14 protein-coding genes are annotated in these 15,939 nt (G+C 62.7%); 11 read left to right on the forward strand and 3 right to left on the reverse strand.

The features are described from left to right. Positions 1-2: 2 nt before the first annotated feature. The gene (betC, locus tag BM321_RS11225; protein ID WP_092442567.1) at positions 3-1,517 is read right to left on the reverse strand and encodes a choline-sulfatase; all 1,515 of its coding nucleotides are present in this window, start codon (positions 1,515-1,517) and stop codon (positions 3-5) included. 114 nt (positions 1,518-1,631) lie between these two features. On the opposite strand from betC, the gene BM321_RS11230 reads away from it, so the two are divergent. Further along, a complete protein-coding gene (locus BM321_RS11230) occupies positions 1,632-2,582 on the forward strand; it encodes a choline sulfate utilization transcriptional regulator (protein WP_092442568.1) in 951 nt (316 codons plus the stop codon). Between the two features lie 84 nt (positions 2,583-2,666). On the opposite strand, the gene BM321_RS11235 is transcribed toward BM321_RS11230, so the two are convergent. Next, a complete protein-coding gene (locus BM321_RS11235) occupies positions 2,667-3,326 on the reverse strand; it encodes an NAD(P)-dependent oxidoreductase (RefSeq protein WP_092442569.1) in 660 nt (219 codons plus the stop codon). An 84-nt stretch (positions 3,327-3,410) separates the two neighbouring features. Between BM321_RS11235 and BM321_RS11240 the strand changes: the two genes are divergently transcribed. The 10 genes from BM321_RS11240 to BM321_RS11285 all read left to right on the forward strand — a co-directional run bounded on the left by BM321_RS11240 (position 3,411) and on the right by BM321_RS11285 (position 14,572). Then, a complete protein-coding gene (locus tag BM321_RS11240) occupies positions 3,411-3,749 on the forward strand; it encodes a DOPA 4,5-dioxygenase family protein (RefSeq protein ID WP_092442570.1) in 339 nt (112 codons plus the stop codon). A 381-nt stretch (positions 3,750-4,130) separates the two neighbouring features. Next, entirely contained in the window at positions 4,131-5,438 is a 1,308-nt protein-coding gene (locus tag BM321_RS11245; RefSeq protein ID WP_092200058.1) for a CitMHS family transporter, read from the forward strand. A 75-nt stretch (positions 5,439-5,513) separates the two neighbouring features. Further along, the gene (locus tag BM321_RS11250) at positions 5,514-6,281 is read left to right on the forward strand and encodes a TerC family protein (protein ID WP_092442571.1); all 768 of its coding nucleotides are present in this window, start codon (positions 5,514-5,516) and stop codon (positions 6,279-6,281) included. Positions 6,282-6,606: 325 nt separating this feature from the next. Further along, the gene (locus tag BM321_RS11255; RefSeq protein ID WP_092442572.1) at positions 6,607-8,265 is read left to right on the forward strand and encodes a Na/Pi cotransporter family protein; all 1,659 of its coding nucleotides are present in this window, start codon (positions 6,607-6,609) and stop codon (positions 8,263-8,265) included. A 184-nt stretch (positions 8,266-8,449) separates the two neighbouring features. After that, the gene (locus BM321_RS11260; RefSeq protein WP_092442573.1) at positions 8,450-9,841 is read left to right on the forward strand and encodes a M16 family metallopeptidase; all 1,392 of its coding nucleotides are present in this window, start codon (positions 8,450-8,452) and stop codon (positions 9,839-9,841) included. A 135-nt stretch (positions 9,842-9,976) separates the two neighbouring features. Continuing rightward, positions 9,977-11,002: a DUF5924 family protein gene (locus BM321_RS11265; RefSeq protein ID WP_092442574.1), complete on the forward strand. Its 1,026-nt coding sequence runs from the start codon at positions 9,977-9,979 to the stop codon at positions 11,000-11,002. Positions 11,003-11,054: 52 nt separating this feature from the next. Next, positions 11,055-12,203, forward strand: coding sequence for an ABC transporter permease (locus BM321_RS11270; RefSeq protein WP_092333431.1), 1,149 nt, complete (start codon positions 11,055-11,057; stop codon positions 12,201-12,203). Then, a complete protein-coding gene (locus tag BM321_RS11275; RefSeq protein WP_092256950.1) occupies positions 12,197-13,003 on the forward strand; it encodes an ABC transporter ATP-binding protein in 807 nt (268 codons plus the stop codon). Before BM321_RS11270 ends, BM321_RS11275 begins: the two co-directional genes overlap by 7 nt. A gap of 1 nt (position 13,004) precedes the next feature. Further along, positions 13,005-13,943 (forward strand): MlaD family protein, encoded by a 939-nt coding sequence (locus BM321_RS11280; RefSeq protein ID WP_092442575.1) that lies wholly within the window; start codon positions 13,005-13,007, stop codon positions 13,941-13,943. Then, positions 13,940-14,572, forward strand: a complete 633-nt coding sequence (locus BM321_RS11285) for an ABC-type transport auxiliary lipoprotein family protein (RefSeq protein ID WP_092333435.1) — start codon at positions 13,940-13,942, stop codon at positions 14,570-14,572. Before BM321_RS11280 ends, BM321_RS11285 begins: the two co-directional genes overlap by 4 nt. A gap of 5 nt (positions 14,573-14,577) precedes the next feature. Here BM321_RS11285 and BM321_RS11290 read toward each other — a convergent pair whose 3' ends face one another. After that, complete coding sequence (locus BM321_RS11290; protein ID WP_072407729.1) at positions 14,578-15,807, reverse strand: nucleoside recognition domain-containing protein; 1,230 nt, start codon at positions 15,805-15,807, stop codon at positions 14,578-14,580. Between the last annotated feature and the right edge of the window lie 132 nt (positions 15,808-15,939).

The raw sequence follows: 15,939 nt of genomic DNA on the forward strand, positions 1-15,939 counted from the left end.
CGTTATTGGTTTTGGCAGGGTTGTGGATAACGGGCCTTGCGCTCCAGATCATCGAGATCGATGTGGTTACGCATGTACTGCTGGCTGGCGTCCACCAGCGGCTGGTGGTCCCAGCTCTTGAGTTTGCCCAGGGTCAGCGCCTGGGCGACAAAACGGCGGCGGCGCTGGCTGGCGAGCACCTGTTGGTGAATAACCGGAATATCCCACTTGGCGCGCGCCTCGGCGAGAAAATCGGCGAACAGGGTTTGATGCTCGGTAGATTGGCTGAGATCTTCCAGCTCCTTGGGATCGTTGCTCACGTCGAACAGCAGGCACGGGTCATCTTCGCTGTAGATGAATTTCCACGGGCCACGACGGATCATCATCAAGGGGCTGATGGTGCCTTCGGCCATGTATTCCCCGAAGACTTCGTCATGCCCGCCCTGCCCTTGCAGATGCGGCACCAGCGAACGGCCATCCAGTGGCAAGCCGGGTTCCAATGTACCGCCAGCCAGTTCCACCAGGGTCGGCAGCAGGTCGGCGGTGGACACCGCCGCACCCACCCGGCCACTGGCGAACTGCCCCGGAGCGCTGATGAGCAACGGCACGCGGGCGGCCATTTCGAACCAGTGCATTTTGTACCACAGGCCTTTTTCGCCGAGCATGTCTCCATGATCGCCGGAGAAGACGATGATCGTGTCGTCCAGCAAACCGGTGTCTTCCAGGGTTTGCAGCAGCTTGCCAACGTTGCTGTCGATGTAGCTGCACGCGCCGAAATAGGCGCGGCGGGCATCACGGATCTTATCCACAGGCAGTGGCTTGTCCCACAGGTCATAGACCTTCAGCAGCCGCTGGGAATGTGGATCGAGGTCCGTTTGCGCCGGCGTCTGCGGCAACGGAATGTCGTTGTCGTCATACAAATCCCAGAACGCCTTGGGAATCGTGTACGGATCGTGTGGGTGGGTCATCGACACGGTGAGGCAGAACGGCTGGTCACCGTCTTCGCGGATATGGTCGAACAGGTACTGTTGGGCCTTGAACACCACTTCTTCATCGAAATCCAGCTGGTTGGTGCGTACGCAAGGGCCGGCCTGCAACACCGACGACATGTTGTGGTACCAGCTAGGCCGCACGTCCGGCTCGTCCCAGTTCACTGCCCAGCCATAGTCGGCCGGGTAAATGTCGCTGGTCAGGCGCTCTTCGTAGCCGTGCAGTTGGTCGGGACCGCAAAAGTGCATCTTGCCGGACAACGCCGTGCGATAGCCGAGGCGACGCAGGTAATGGGCGTAGGTCGGCACGTCCGCAGGAAAATCCGCCGCGTTGTCGTAGGCGCCGATCTTGCTGGGCAACTGGCCGCTCACCAACGTAAAACGCGACGGCGCGCACAGCGGGCTGTTGCAATAGGCGGCGTCGAACACCACGCCCTCGGCGGCCAGGCGCGACAGGTTCGGCAGCTTGATCGGCGATGGACCGTAGATCGGCAACATTGGCGCGGCCATTTGATCGGCCATGATGAAAAGAATGTTCTTGCGCTTCATGTATTCGCGGCATTCCATAGTAGGCAGTTATGCGATATTGCTGCGATCGAGCATGTAGCCCCCGGGTTTTGGGGTAAAGCCCATGCAGGATAATGACTAGGATAAGCACAGCTTATGTATGACGCCCTGGGTAACCTGTCCCTGGAACTGTTCCGTGCCTTTGAAGCCGCGGCCCGCCAACAAAGCTTCACGGCGGCGGCGATTGAGCTGGGCACCACGCAACCAGCCATCAGCCAGCAGATCAAGCGCCTGGAAGAACAACTGGGCACACGGCTGTTCGACCGGATCTACCGCGGCATCGAACTGACCGAGGCCGGGACGATCCTGTTCGAGCAGGTGCAGGCCGGTTTGCAAAGCATCGATGCCGGGCTGAGCGCGATCACCGCCCAACACCAGCATGAGGTGCTGCAGGTCGCCACGGACTTCGCCTTTGCCGCTTACTGGCTGATGCCACGCCTGCATCGCTTTCACGCCGCCAACCCCCAGGTGGACGTGAGCCTGGTGACCAGTGAACGCAACCACAACATGCTGCGGACCGATATCGACGTTGCCGTGCTGTTCGGCGACGGTCGCTTCAAACAAGGTGAAAGTCGCTGGCTGTTCAGCGAAGAAGTCTTTCCGGTGTGCAGCCCGCTGCTGCTCCAGGAACGTCCCCTGCCCTTGCCCCCCCAGGCCTTGGCGGAATTTCCATTGCTGCACCTGCGCGCGGGCAACAGCAACAGCTGGTTCGACTGGAGCGGCGTATTCCGCGAGCTGGGCATCACCTCGCCGCCCGCCCCTGGACAATTGCGCTTCGACAACTACACGCTCCTCATCCAGGCGGCGATTGGCGGCCAAGGCGTCGCCATCGGTTGGCGTCACCTTGTGGATAACTTATTGGCCCAGGGGCTGCTGTGTCGTCCGATCGCCGAAACGGTGCTGTCGCGGCTGGGGTATTACGTGGTCTTGCCCCAGCGTAAACGGCGCGGTGTGCTGATCAGGCAATTCGTCGATTGGCTGATGGAAGAACAGGCCAACAGTGCTGAGTCGCTCACGGGGTTGCCGTTGCCTTCGATTGCGGTTTGAGGCCGTGGCGAGCGCCATGTTTTTGGGGCTGCTTCACAGCCTAGCGGGAGCAAGCTCCCTCGCCACGGATGTGGATGTCGACAGCTAGTGGGCCGCGACAAAGCTGACATGCTCGCCCACATGCAGGTTCAAGTGCAGTTCGTCAGCGATGCCGACCGCCACGCGGTTGAGCCGCTCCAGAGATTCGGCCATGCCGGGTTCCAGGCTGGTGCTGACTTGGCTGAAATGCTCAATGCCCAGGCCTGGCGCAGCGTAAGGGGCGTTGACCAAGGTCCATTGCAAGGTGCTGTTCTTGAGGGCATCGAGCACTTCTTCGGCGGCATGGCGCTGCAAATCGTCGTCGGCCTGCTCTTCGTCGAGCACGGCGAAGTCACCGATCAGGAACAACCGGGGCACGTTCACCGCCTGCATGCCGGCGATCAGTGCATCCACCGCCAGGACTTGCTCCACCGGGCCGGGAATCAAGGTGCGCTCCACTTGTTCGCTGTTCATCGGCAACCCCGGCGCGTTCAACAGACACACCACGGCGCTGGCGCCGGCAACGCTTTGCTTGACCCGCTCCGGATCGAAAAGATCGCCGGTCTTGGTCCGCAGGCCCGGGCGTGGAGCCAGGGCGGTAAGATCGTCGAGAATGGCGATGACCTCATACTGGCGCCGCAACATTTCAGCCATCAACGCACTGCCGAGGCTGCTCATGGCACCATAGAGCACCACTTTGATGACCGGGGTTTCAGCGTTTTTCATGGCTGTTTTCCTCTTTAACGCGCATGTAAAGGCTCTGACCCGCAGCAAACGGCGAGGGTTCGGCCTCTTTTCCAAGGAGTACAGATGCAGCAGATCAAGGGCTACCACGCCCATGTGTATTTCGACGCCAGCACCCTCGACCAAGCGCGGGCCCTGTGCGAGGAAGCGGCGCGGCTGTTCCCGCTGAAAATGGGCCGTATCCATCAACGTCCGGTCGGCCCGCACCCGGACTGGAGTTGTCAGTTGGCGTTCGATCCGCAGTACATCGGCGTGGTCCTGCCGTGGCTGGCGCTGAATCGCAAGGGCCTGGTGATTTTCCTGCATCCGGAAACCGGCGATGACCTGACGGACCACACCGAGCATGCGATCTGGATGGGCGCGGTGCGGCCGTTGAATCTTTCGGTATTTGCCGCAAAACCCTGACTCGGTCGTTCCCACGCTCCCGCGTGGGAATGCCGCCAGGGACGCTCCGCGTTCCGCTTCTGAAAGGTGACGCAGAGCGTCACGGGATGCATTCCCACGCAGAGCGTGGGAACGATCAACGCGACTCGTCGCCCATTTACCCTGCGAAAGCTTGCTGAAAGCTAGCGCGATTAGGATCACCGCACTTCCGGCAAAAGACCGGTCGGCCAAAAGCGAGCGTTCAAGGCTCGTTCGGCCCTTTTAACAACAACAATGGTGATTCTGATGTCCGCTGCTACCCGTCCCGCCGCACCCACTCCATCCGTCCCCCTCGTGCTTTGCATTTCGCGCTGACCTGTCCGGTTCGCCTTTCATAGCCGCGCTACGCCTGGAGTATTCCCCATGCTGACTTTCCTTGGCTTCGCCATGGTCATCACGTTCATGTTCCTGATCATGACCAAGCGCCTGTCCGCGCTGATCGCCCTGATCATCATCCCGATCCTGTTCGCCCTGTTCGGTGGCTTCGCGCCGAAGATCGGCCCGATGATGCTCGAAGGCATCACCAAGCTCGCTCCGACCGGGGTGATGCTGATGTTCGCGATTCTGTATTTTGCCCTGATGATCGACTCCGGCCTGTTCGACCCGGCCGTGCGCAAGATCCTCAAGCTGGTCAAGGGCGACCCGTTGAAAGTTTCGGTCGGTACCGCCGTTCTGGCGCTCGTCGTTTCCCTCGATGGTGACGGCGCGACCACTTACATGATCTGCGTGGCCGCGATGCTGCCGCTCTACAGCCGCATCGGCATGAGCCCACGCATCATGGCCGGCCTGATCATCCTCGCCGGCGGCGTGATGAACATGACCCCGTGGGGCGGCCCGACGGCCCGGGCGGCCAGTGCGCTGCATGTGGACCCGTCCGACATCTTCGTGCCGATGATTCCGGCGATGCTGGCCGGTGTCGTGGCGATCCTGGCGATTGCCTACATGTACGGCAAACGCGAGCGCGCACGCCTGGGTGAACTGCACCTGGCCGGCGACGAGATCGACCACAGCGAAATCAGCGTGTCCCAGTTCCCGGATGCCCGTCGTCCGAAGCTGATCTGGTTCAACGGCGCGCTGACCCTGGCCCTGATGTGCACCCTGATCGCTGGCCTGTTGCCGCTGCCGGTGCTGTTCATGGTGGCCTTCAGTATCGCGATGATCGTCAACTACCCGTGCCTGCAACAGCAGAAAGACCGCGTCGCGGCGCACGCCGGCAGTGTGTTGGCGGTGGTCGGGCTGATTTTCGCCGCGGGTATCTTCACCGGCATCCTGTCCGGTACCGGCATGGTCGACGCCATGTCCAAGAGCCTGCTGGCGGTGATCCCGGATTTCCTCGGCCCTTACCTGGCGGTCATCACTGCGCTGGTGAGCATGCCCTTCACTTTCTTCATGTCTAACGATGCATTTTATTACGGGGTGTTACCGGTTCTCGCCGAGGCCGCCAGCCATTACGGCATCACCGCCGTTGAAATGGCCCGTGCCTCCATCGTCGGCCAGCCCGTCCACCTGTTGAGCCCACTGGTTCCGTCGACCTACCTGCTGGTAGCCTTGGCCGGGATCGAGTTCGGCGATCACCAGCGCTTCACCTTGAAGTGGGCAGTACTGGTTTGCCTGTGCATAATGTTCGCCGCCTTGCTGATGGGGATTTTTCCGCTGTTCAGCACTCTATAAAAGCAACGCTCGCTGTGCCGTGCCGATCTGACAAGAAGGCGCGGCTCGGCCTAACACTCGCTCAAAGGAACTCACATGGAATGGCTGACCAACCCCGAAATCTGGGTTGCCTTCTTTACCTTGACCGCCCTGGAAATCGTCCTGGGTATCGACAACATCATCATGATCTCGATCCTGGTCAGCCGCATGCCCAAGCACATGCAGGCGCGCACCCGGATCTTCGGCCTGGCGCTGGCCATGATCACGCGGATCCTGTTGCTGCTTTCCATCACCTGGGTCATGCGCCTGACGGCGGATTTGTTCGAAGTGTTCGGCCAAGGCATCTCCGGTCGTGACCTGATCCTGTTCTTCGGTGGCCTGTTCCTGCTATGGAAAAGCTCCCAGGAGATGTACCACGCGCTGGAAGGCGAAGATGAAAGCAACGACGCACCTTCGGGCAAGGGCGGCAATTTCATCTACACCATCATCCAGATCGCGATCATCGACATCGTGTTCTCCCTGGACTCGGTCATTACCGCGGTCGGCATGGTCTCCCATGTACCGGTGATGGTCGCCGCCATCGTCGTTGCCGTACTGGTGATGATGCTGGCTTCGGGCACCATCAGCACGTTCATCGACAAGCACCCGTCGCTGAAGATGCTGGCGCTGTCGTTCCTGCTGGTGGTCGGTACCGTGCTGATCGCCGAGTCGTTCGACGTGCACGTGCCAAAAGGCTACGTCTACTTCGCCATGGCGTTCTCCCTGGCGGTGGAAGCGGTCAACATCAAGATGCGCACCGCGATCGCACGCAAGCGCAAGCAGCAGGATCCGGTGAAACTGCGCAAGGACGTACCGGGTCAGTAACGGCACGGGGCAATGAATGAAGGGGCTCTTTGGAGCCCCTTTTTCATCCCCCGAGAAAAGCCCGGGGCGCATAACCCTGTGGGAGCGAGCTTGCTCGCGATAGCGGTCTGTCAGCCAATATCAATGTTGACTGTCAGGGCTCCATCGCGAGCAAGCTCGCTCCCACAGGGGGTGTGGGGTGTTTTTTATGACAGTTTTGTTTCAAACGATTCTTTAGCTGTGCAATGCTGGCGCCCGAACCATTCGCCAACTACAGCTTAAGTACAAGAAAGAAGCATGTGGCATCGTCAATTTGTTCCTTTGGAACGCTAACAGGGGGCCTCTCATGCTGACCCTGCTGAATTTGCTCTCCGCCGTGGCCCTGCTGATCTGGGGCACGCATATCGTGCGTACCGGCATCTTGCGGGTCTACGGCTCGAACCTGCGCCATGTCATTGGGCAGAACATGTCCCGGCGCTGGCTGGCGTTTATCGCTGGGATCATGGTCACGGCCATGGTCCAGAGCAGTAACGCCACGGCCATGCTCGTCACCTCGTTCGTTGGCCAGGGCCTGATGGCGCTGACGCCGGCCCTGGCGACCATGCTGGGCGCCGATGTCGGCACCGCGCTGATGGCACGGGTGCTGACCCTCGACCTGTCGTGGCTGTCGCCGCTGCTGATTTTCCTCGGGGTGATTTTTTTCCTTTCGCGCAAACAGACCCGCGTCGGGCAAATGGGCCGGGTCAGCATCGGCCTGGGCCTGATCATCCTGGCCCTGCAATTGATCGTCGAAGCCGCCGCGCCCATCACCCATGCCCAAGGCGTGAAAGTGATCTTCGCCTCGCTGACCGGCGACATCCTGCTCGATGCGCTGGTCGGTGCGCTGTTCGCGATGATTTCCTATTCCAGCCTGGCCGCCGTGCTGCTGACCGCGACGCTGGCCGGTGCCGCGGTGATCAGCCTGCCGGTGGCCATCGGCCTGGTGATCGGCGCCAACATCGGCAGCGGCGTATTGGCGTTCCTCAGCACCAGCATGCAGAACACCGCCGGACGCCAGGTGGCGCTGGGCAGCCTGCTGTACAAGCTGATCGGGCTGTTGTTGATCATTCCGGTGCTCGATCCGCTGGTGGGCTGGCTCGACAGCCTGGATTTCAGCCCCCAGGAAACGGTGATCGGTTTTCATCTGCTCTACAACACCGTGCGGTGCCTGGTGCTGCTGCCCAGCGTCGCCCCGATGGCCAGGCTCTGTACCTGGTTGCTGCCGGAACGGCCCGAGACCAACGGCACGGCCAAGCCCCGCCACCTCGACCCCACGGCCCTCGCCACCCCAAGCCTGGCGCTGGCCAACGCGGCCCGTGAAACCCTGCGCATTGGCGACCTGATCGAAAACATGCTCGAAGCCATGCTGGACGTGCTGCGCGGCCAGCAGACCGCGGTGACCCAGGAAGTACGGCGCATGAGCGATGACGTCGAGGCATTGTGCAGTGCAATCAAGTTGTACATGGCGCAAATGCCCCGTGAAGACCTCAGCGAACAGGACAGCCGCCGCTGGGCCGAGATCATCGAACTGGCGATCAACCTCAAGCTGGCCAGCGACCTGATCGAGCGCATGTTGCGCAAGGTCCAGCAGCAGAAGACCTCGCAGCGCCGCTCCTTTTCCGATGTGGGCCTGGAAGAGTTGGCGGGGCTGCACAGCCACCTGATCGCCAACCTGCGGCTGGGGTTGTCGGTATTCCTCAGCGCCGACCGGGAAAGCGCCCGCCAGTTGCTGCGTGAGAAACGTCGTTTTCGGGCGCAGGAACGGCGCATGGCCCATGCCCATGTCAGCCGCCTGCAACGCAAAGTCGTCCAAAGCCTGGAGACCAGTTCCCTGCACCTGGAGCTGATTGCCGACATGAGGCGCCTCAATTCGCTGTTTTGCGGCAGCGCCTATGTGGTGCTGGAGACGGCCGAGATCGGTGCGCTGGCGGCGGATGAAATTAGCGACATTACCCATTCGCCTTGAACAACTGGCGCATTGGTCAGTCAGTAACAATGGCTCGGGCCTGAAACCGTTCAGCGGCCCGCCTGCTCCCGTTGTCATGAATACTGCATAGATTCGATAGGGGGAGCGAGCCAACTCCGGGCGCGATCCGCCGATGACGCCTGCCCGGCACCATGGACCTCCACCCAGCCGCCAGGAAGCCCCTATGCGTTGTCTGTTGCTCGCCTTTCTTTTGCTCGGCTCGCTGCCCGTGGTTGCCCTGGACCGGTTCCAGGTCGAAGGCTATACGCTGCCCAACGGCATGCAGCTGATGCTCAAGCCCGGCACCGAGCGCGGGCATGTGGCGATCCGGCTGGTGGTCGGCGTGGGCCTGGACGACTTCAGTTGCGCCGACAAGGAACTGCCGCACCTGCTCGAACACCTGCTGTTCAGCGGCGTCGACGACAGTGGTGAAGGCGGCCTGGAAGAGCGCATGCAGGCCTTGGGTGGCGAGTGGAATGCCTTCACCAGCAACGCCGACACCACGTTCGTCATCGAGGCGCCGGCGCGCAATCAACGCAAGGTGCTGGACCTGCTGCTGACGCTGTTGACCCGCACCCGTATCGACGAAAAAGCCCTGGAGGCGGCCAAGCGAGTAGTGGAGCGCGAGGACGGTGGTCACTACACCCACCTGCAACGCTGGCTCGATCACCAGGACCTGGGCCACAAGGCCAGCAACCAACTGGCGGTCGAGTTGGGCCTGCGCTGCGCGGAACGGGCCGAGGTCCAGCGCCATACCCTCGCCCGCCTCGAACAAGTGCGCAAGGCCTGGTATGCGCCGAACAACATGACGCTGATCGTGGTCGGGGATCTCGACCGACTGCTGCCCGCCTACCTGGAACGCGCCTTTGGCGAACTCGAGCCGGTGGAGCCCAGTGCCCACGAGGCGCTGCCGCAGATCCGCTACAAGGCGGTCACCAAGCGCAACCTGATCCGTGGCCTGGCCGGCGACAGTGCCAAGCTCCACTGGCTGTTCCCGGAGCCGGTGCTGGACGAGCAGCATGACGAAACCTTCGACCTGCTCAAGGACTACCTGGATTGGGCACTTTATCGCCAGCTACGCCTGGCCCGCGGCCTGTCCTACGGGCCGTGGACCGAGCGCGAAGTGTTCGGCGGCGTCGGCTTCTTCAGCCTGAATGCCGACCTGTCCCGCGAAGACCTGCCCGAGGCCGAACAGGCGCTGGAAGAACTGCGCCAGACCTTGCTCAAGGATGGCCTGGACCCCGCCAGTTTCGTGCGCATCAAACGCGCGGCCATCGCCCACCAGTCCTGGGCGGTTCAAGGTAACAGCGCACTGGCCGATTACTATTGGGGTGCCTTGGGCGATTACGAAGACGGGCGCTTCGCCAACCCGGCCGTGCGCCTGCAGGAGGTGAGCCTGGAACAGGCCAACGTGGCCCTGCGCGAACTGCTCAAGGACCCGGGTTACCTGCGCATCGAGAAGCCGTTGCTCAGTGACGATGAACTCGTCTGGGGGCTGGGCGGCTTGCTGGGGTTGTTGCTGCTCGGATTGGTGATGTGGCAGGTACGCCGGCGGGCCCGACCGAACGAAGACTGAAAGAGCGCATCGCGCCCATCGCGGGCAAGCCTTGCTCCCACAGAAAACGCCCTCACCACAAGAGTGCTCGTCACATCGATGTCCTGGCGATACTCTGTCAGGGATATTTCCCACGACTTACTGTGAAACTACCGAATGCAAAACCTGACGGTCTATATCCAGCGCATCCTTGAATTGATGAAGCGCTATCCAGGGGTCATTGCGCTCGGTGGTTTCATCTCCGGAGTCGGCAGTTTCATGCTGGTGGACCGCCAGCAGGGCCTGGCGACCTGGATTGCCGTCATGATGCTGGTGAGCTGGCTCTGGCTGATGGTCGAGAACAGCATGACCCGGCTGTTCACGCGGATTTTCAAACGGGAGATCCCCCAGCCGCTGTTGCGCTACGCCACGCAGATGATTCACCAGGAAAGCCTGTTTTTCGTCCTGCCGTTTTTCTTCATCACCACCACCTGGAACAGCAGCCAACTGATTTTCACCGGCCTGCTGAGCATCGCGGCGCTGATCTCGATCACCGATCCGCTGTACTACAAATGGCTTGCACCGCGGCGTTGGGCGTTCCTGGCGTTGCACACGCTGACGCTGTTCGCCGCCCTGCTCACCGCGTTGCCGGTCATCCTGCACCTGACCACCGACCAGAGCTTCAAGCTGGCCCTGGGCATTGCCATGCTGCTGTCGTTTCCCAGCCTGGCCTCGATCTTCCCGATCCGCACCGTGCGCAACGCCCTGGCCATTCTGTGTATCACCGTCGGGATTGGCGCCGCCGGCTGGGTGCTGCGCTCCTGGGTGCCGCCAGCGACATTGTGGATGACCAAGGTGGCGATCAGCACCCAGCTGGAAGACCGCACCCCCGGAGCCAGCCTCAAGGAAGTCAGCGCCGCCCAGATCCGCGGCAACGGCCTGTACGCCTACACCGCGATCAACGCACCACGTGGGCTCGACGAGCGGATCTATCACGTCTGGCAGTTCAACGGCAAGGAAGTGGATCGTATCGCCCTGGACATCCATGGCGGGCGCAAGGAAGGCTATCGCGCCTGGACGCACAAACAGAATTTCCCGGACGACCCGACCGGCAAATGGCAGGTACGGGTGCTGACGGAAAATGGCCAGATGATCGGTGTGCTGCGTTTCAACGTGAGCGCCGCTGCACCCGAAGCAAAATAATGGCGATTGTGCTATCAGGTAGCGCTGTTCAAGCCGAACGAGCATGGAACTTATGACCCCCAGCCCCCACATGGGCAGTGCCCGACTCGACACGTCCGGCTCGCCGGCGCAGCTGTGGATCAGCGGCGACTGGACGCTGGCCCATTATCCCCAGCTCAAGCGCCTGGGCGAATCGCTGCGCGGCCGGTACGACGAAAATACCCGGATCGACCTCAACGGCCTTGGTGCCCTCGACACCGCCGGGGCCTCGTTATTGGTGGAACTGCTGGGCTCCGAACGGCTGGGCAAGACCACCGAACACCCGGACTGCAGTTTGCCGGCAGCCGAGCGCGCGTTGTTGCAGACGGTGTACTGCTCGCTGACGGATTTCTGCGTACCGGACAAAGAACCGAAAGTCAGCGTCGTGACCCAGTTGCTGACGCGCATCGGTCGCGCCGTGGAGAAGGTCTGGCAGGACACCCTGCAATTGCTCGGTTTTGTCGGCCTGATCCTGGAAACCCTGGCCCGTGGGCTGTTTCACCCGCGGCGCTGGCGCATTACGCCGATGGTCGTGCACATCGAGCAGACCGGCCTGGACGCGGCGCCCATCGTGGCCTTGCTGACGTTCCTGGTGGGCGCGGTGGTGGCTTTTCTCGGGGCGACGGTGCTGGCGGATTTCGGCGCCAGTATCTTTACCGTGGACCTGGTGGCGTTCTCGTTCCTGCGCGAATTCGGCGTGTTGCTGACGGCGATCCTCATGGCGGGCCGCACCGCCAGCGCGTTCACCGCGCAGATCGGCTCGATGAAAGCCAACGAAGAAATCGACGCGATCCGCACCCTTGGCCTCGACCCCGTCGAGCTGCTGGTGGTGCCGCGGGTGCTGGCCCTGCTGGTGGCGCTGCCCATGCTGACGTTCGTGGCCATGCTCTCGGGCATCATTGGCGGCGGTGTCGTGTGTGCGTTGTCGCTGGGCATCTCCCCGGCCATGTTCCTGTCACTGCTGCAATCGGACATCGGTGTGCAGCACTTCGTGGTGGGGATGGTCAAGGCGCCGATCTTCGCCTTCCTGATCGCTGCCGTGGGCTGCCTGGAAGGCTTCAAGGTCAGCGGCAGCGCCGAATCGGTCGGGGCCCACACCACCTCCAGCGTGGTGCAGTCGATTTTCGTGGTGATTGTGCTGGATGCCGTGGCCGCGCTGTTTTTCATGGAGATGCAATGGTGAGTCCGGCTTCCCGACCGCCCGCCGAGGCGGTGATCCAGGTGCGTGGCCTGTGCAATCGCTTTGGCCGCCAGAGCGTGCATGAAAACCTCGACCTGGACGTCTACAAGGGCGAGATCCTCGCCGTGGTGGGTGGCTCCGGCAGTGGCAAGTCGGTGCTGCTGCGCAGCATCGTCGGCTTGAACCAGCCCAGCGAGGGTTCGGTGCGGGTGTTCGGCCAGGACTTGCCGAGCCTGTCCCAGGAGCAGCGTTCGCGGGTGGAACGGCGCTTTGGCGTGCTGTTCCAGAAAGGCGCGCTGTTTTCGTCCCTGACCGTGACAGAAAACGTCGCCCTGCCCCTGATCGAGCACGCCGGCCTCAGTCGGGCCGATGCCGAACACCTGGCGGCGGTGAAACTCGCCCTGGCCGGGCTGCCGCTCTCGGCCGCGGACAAGTACCCCGCCTCGCTGTCCGGCGGCATGATCAAACGCGCCGCCCTCGCCCGTGCGCTGGCCCTGGACCCGGACATCCTGTTTCTCGACGAACCCACCGCCGGCCTCGACCCCATCGGCGCGGCGGCGTTCGACCAATTGATCCTGACGCTGCGCGACGCCCTGGGCCTGAGCGTGTTCCTGGTCACCCATGACCTGGACACCCTCTACACCATCACCGACCGGGTGGCGGTACTGGCGCAGAAAAAAGTGCTGGTGGCCGATGTCATCGACAAGGTGTCGGAAACCGACGACGCCTGGATTCATGAATACTTTCATGGCCCTCGCGGCCGCGCGGCTTTATCCGCCGCTACACAGTCCAACGAGGTTTGACATGGAAACCCGAGCCCATCATGTGCTGATCGGCCTGTTCACCGTCATTGTGGTGATCAGCGCCCTGCTGTTCGGCCTCTGGCTGGCCAAGTCCAGCGTGGACAGCGAGTTCAAGGATTACGAAGTGGTGTTCAACGAGGCCGTCAGCGGCTTGTCTAGGGGCAGCTCGGTGGAATACAGCGGCATCAAGGTCGGCGACGTGGTGAACCTGCGCCTGGACCCGAACGACCCGCGCCGGGTGCTGGCGCGGGTGCGCTTGAGCGGTGAGACCCCGATCAAGCAGGACACCCAGGCCAAGTTGGCGCTGACCGGCATCACCGGCACCTCGATCATCCAGCTCAGCGGCGGCACGCCCCAGAGCCCGCCATTGACCGGGCACGACGGCGAACCGCCGGTGATCATCGCCGCGCCCTCGCCGATCGCCCGCCTGTTGAACAACAGCGATGACTTGATGACCAGCATCAACCTGCTGCTGCACAACGCCAATGAGGTGTTTTCCTCGGACAACGTCCAGCGCCTGAGCAATACCCTCGATCATCTGGAGCAAACCACCGGGGTCATCGCCGATCAGCGTGGCGATATTCGCCAGGCCATGCAGCAATTGGCGGCCGTCGGCAAACAGGCCAGCGCCACGCTGGAGCAGACCACGGCGTTGATACGCAATGCCAATGGGCTGCTCAACGACCAGGGCAAACAGGCCTTCGGCAGTGCCGGCCAGGCCATGGATTCTCTGGCCCGCAGCACGGCGACCCTCGACAAACTGCTGAACGACAACCGCGATTCGCTGAACAACGGCATGCAGGGCCTCAATGCCCTGGCGCCAGCCGTGCGCGAGCTGCGGGAAACCCTGAGTGCCCTGCGCGGTATATCCCGACGCCTGGATGCCAACCCCAGCGGCTATTTGCTGGGCAATGACAAGGACAAGGAATTCACGCCATGAAACCGTTCCATCGATTCGTCTGTCCGGGCCTGGTGCTGGCGGGGTTTATCCTGTTGGCCGGTTGTTCGATCCTGCCCAAGGCCGAGCCCTCGGACATCTATCGCTTGCCCGCCGCCCAGGCGCCGGCTTCCGCCGGCACGCCGGTGAGCTGGTCGTTGCGCCTGGCCAGCCCGCAGGCCAGCGAAGTGCTCAACAGCCCGAAAATCGCGGTCATTCCCCAAGGCAACCTGTTCAGCAGCTACGCCGCCTCGCGCTGGAGCGACCCTGCCCCGGTATTGGTGCGCAACCGCCTGCTCGACGGCTTTGCCCAGGACGGGCGTGTCCGGCTGTTGAGTGTCGCTGACAGCAACCTGCAGGCAGACCTGGAGCTGGGCGGGCAATTGCAGGCATTCCAGACCGAGTACCAGGGCAGCGCCGCCAGCGTGGTGGTTCGCCTGGACGCGTTACTGGTGCGAGGGTTCGACCAGCGCATCCTGGCCAGCCGCCGTTTCGAAGTGCGCCAGCCATTGAACGATGTGAAGGTGCCGGCGGTGGTGGACGGCTTTGGCCGGGCCAGCGACCGGCTAACCGCCGAGGTGGTGAACTGGACGTTGGAGCAGGGCCAGCGTTTCGCAACGCCGACCCCCTGAAGGCCTCAGCCAAAGAACCAGTAGCAGACCCCGATCGCCGACAGGACGCCCGCCAGTTCAGCCAACAGCGCGCAACCCACGGCGTGGCGCGCCCGCTGGATGCCCACTGCGCCGAAGTACACCGCCAGCACGTAGAACGTGGTCTCGGTGCTGCCCTGGATAGTCGCCGCCACCAGGGCCGGGAAGCTGTCCACGCCGGAGGTCTTCATGGTCTCGATCAGCATCGCCCGGGCGGCGCTGCCGGAGAACGGCTTGACCATGGCCGTCGGCAAGGCATCGACGAACCGCGTATCCCAGCCGGCCCATTGCACCAGGTGGCGGATGCCGTCCAGGCCGAAATCCAGCGCCCCCGACGCCCGCAGCACGCCGACGGCGCAGAGCATCGCCACCAGGTACGGCAGCAGGTTCTTGGCAACGTCGAACCCTTCTTTCGCGCCTTCGATGAAGGCCTCGTACACCTTGACCTTGCGCAGCGCGCCCACCACCAGGAACAGGATGATCAGGCCAAACAGGGTCAGGTTGCCCAGGATCGATGACAACCCCGCCAGGGCCGTGGCCGAGAGCGTCGCCAGCAACGCCATGAAGCCGCCCAGCGCCAGTGCCCCCGGGATCAGGTAGGCCAGCACCACCGGGTCCCAGAGGCGCAGGCGCTGCATGAATGCCACGGACAACAACCCCATCAGGGTCGAGCCGCTGGTAGCGATCAGGATTGGCAGGAACACCAGGGTCGGGTCCGGCGCGCCTTGCTGGGCGCGGTACATGAAGATGGTCACCGGCAGCAGCGTCAGCGACGAGGCGTTGAGCACCAGGAACAGAATCTGCGCATTGCTGGCGATGGTCGGGCTGGGGTTGAGGTCTTGCAGGGCACGCATGGCCTTGAGGCCGATGGGGGTGGCCGCATTGTCCAGCCCCAGGCCGTTGGCGGCGAAGTTGAGGGTGATCAGGCCGATCGCCGGATGGCCGGCCGGCACTTCCGGCATCAAGCGCAAGAACAGCGGGCCGAGGGCCTTGGCCAGCCAGTCGACGATGCCGGCCTTTTCGGCGATGCGCAGGAAGCCCAGCCAGAGGGTCAGGGTGCCGAACAGCAGGACCATGACCTCCACCGACAGCTTGGCCATGGCGAAAATACTTTCCACCATGGCCGCGAAGATCCCGGCGTTGCCGCCGATCAACCACTGCGCCAGCGCCGACACGGCTGCCACGATAAAGAAGCCAAGCCACAGGCCATTGAGCATCGGTTAAACCCCCCGGAAGATGCGGCGAATGATAGCGGGGCTGGCAGAAACGACAAACCCCGGATTTTTCCGGGGTTTGATAGTCACTGCGCAAGCCTCCTGTGGGAGCGAGCTTGCTCGCGATGGCGTCGG

The organism is Pseudomonas sp. NFIX10 (assembly GCF_900111955.1).
Classification (GTDB): domain Bacteria; phylum Pseudomonadota; class Gammaproteobacteria; order Pseudomonadales; family Pseudomonadaceae; genus Aquipseudomonas; species Aquipseudomonas fluorescens_AA.

Bases quoted from the DNA above. Each gene is read 5' to 3' on its own strand.
- BM321_RS11270 (WP_092333431.1), top strand. From the start codon at position 11,055: ATGACCCCCAGCCCCCACATGGGCAGTGCCCGACTCGACACGTCCGGC.
- BM321_RS11240 (WP_092442570.1), top strand. From the start codon at position 3,411: ATGCAGCAGATCAAGGGCTACCACGCCCATGTGTATTTCGACGCCAGC.
- BM321_RS11280 (WP_092442575.1), top strand. From the start codon at position 13,005: ATGGAAACCCGAGCCCATCATGTGCTGATCGGCCTGTTCACCGTCATT.
- BM321_RS11260 (WP_092442573.1), top strand. From the start codon at position 8,450: ATGCGTTGTCTGTTGCTCGCCTTTCTTTTGCTCGGCTCGCTGCCCGTG.
- BM321_RS11255 (WP_092442572.1), top strand. From the start codon at position 6,607: ATGCTGACCCTGCTGAATTTGCTCTCCGCCGTGGCCCTGCTGATCTGG.
- BM321_RS11285 (WP_092333435.1), top strand. From the start codon at position 13,940: ATGAAACCGTTCCATCGATTCGTCTGTCCGGGCCTGGTGCTGGCGGGG.
- BM321_RS11290 (WP_072407729.1), bottom strand. From the start codon at position 15,807: ATGCTCAATGGCCTGTGGCTTGGCTTCTTTATCGTGGCAGCCGTGTCG.
- BM321_RS11250 (WP_092442571.1), top strand. From the start codon at position 5,514: ATGGAATGGCTGACCAACCCCGAAATCTGGGTTGCCTTCTTTACCTTG.
- BM321_RS11275 (WP_092256950.1), top strand. From the start codon at position 12,197: ATGGTGAGTCCGGCTTCCCGACCGCCCGCCGAGGCGGTGATCCAGGTG.
- betC (WP_092442567.1), bottom strand. From the start codon at position 1,517: ATGAAGCGCAAGAACATTCTTTTCATCATGGCCGATCAAATGGCCGCG.
- BM321_RS11235 (WP_092442569.1), bottom strand. From the start codon at position 3,326: ATGAAAAACGCTGAAACCCCGGTCATCAAAGTGGTGCTCTATGGTGCC.
- BM321_RS11265 (WP_092442574.1), top strand. From the start codon at position 9,977: ATGCAAAACCTGACGGTCTATATCCAGCGCATCCTTGAATTGATGAAG.
- BM321_RS11245 (WP_092200058.1), top strand. From the start codon at position 4,131: ATGCTGACTTTCCTTGGCTTCGCCATGGTCATCACGTTCATGTTCCTG.
- BM321_RS11230 (WP_092442568.1), top strand. From the start codon at position 1,632: ATGTATGACGCCCTGGGTAACCTGTCCCTGGAACTGTTCCGTGCCTTT.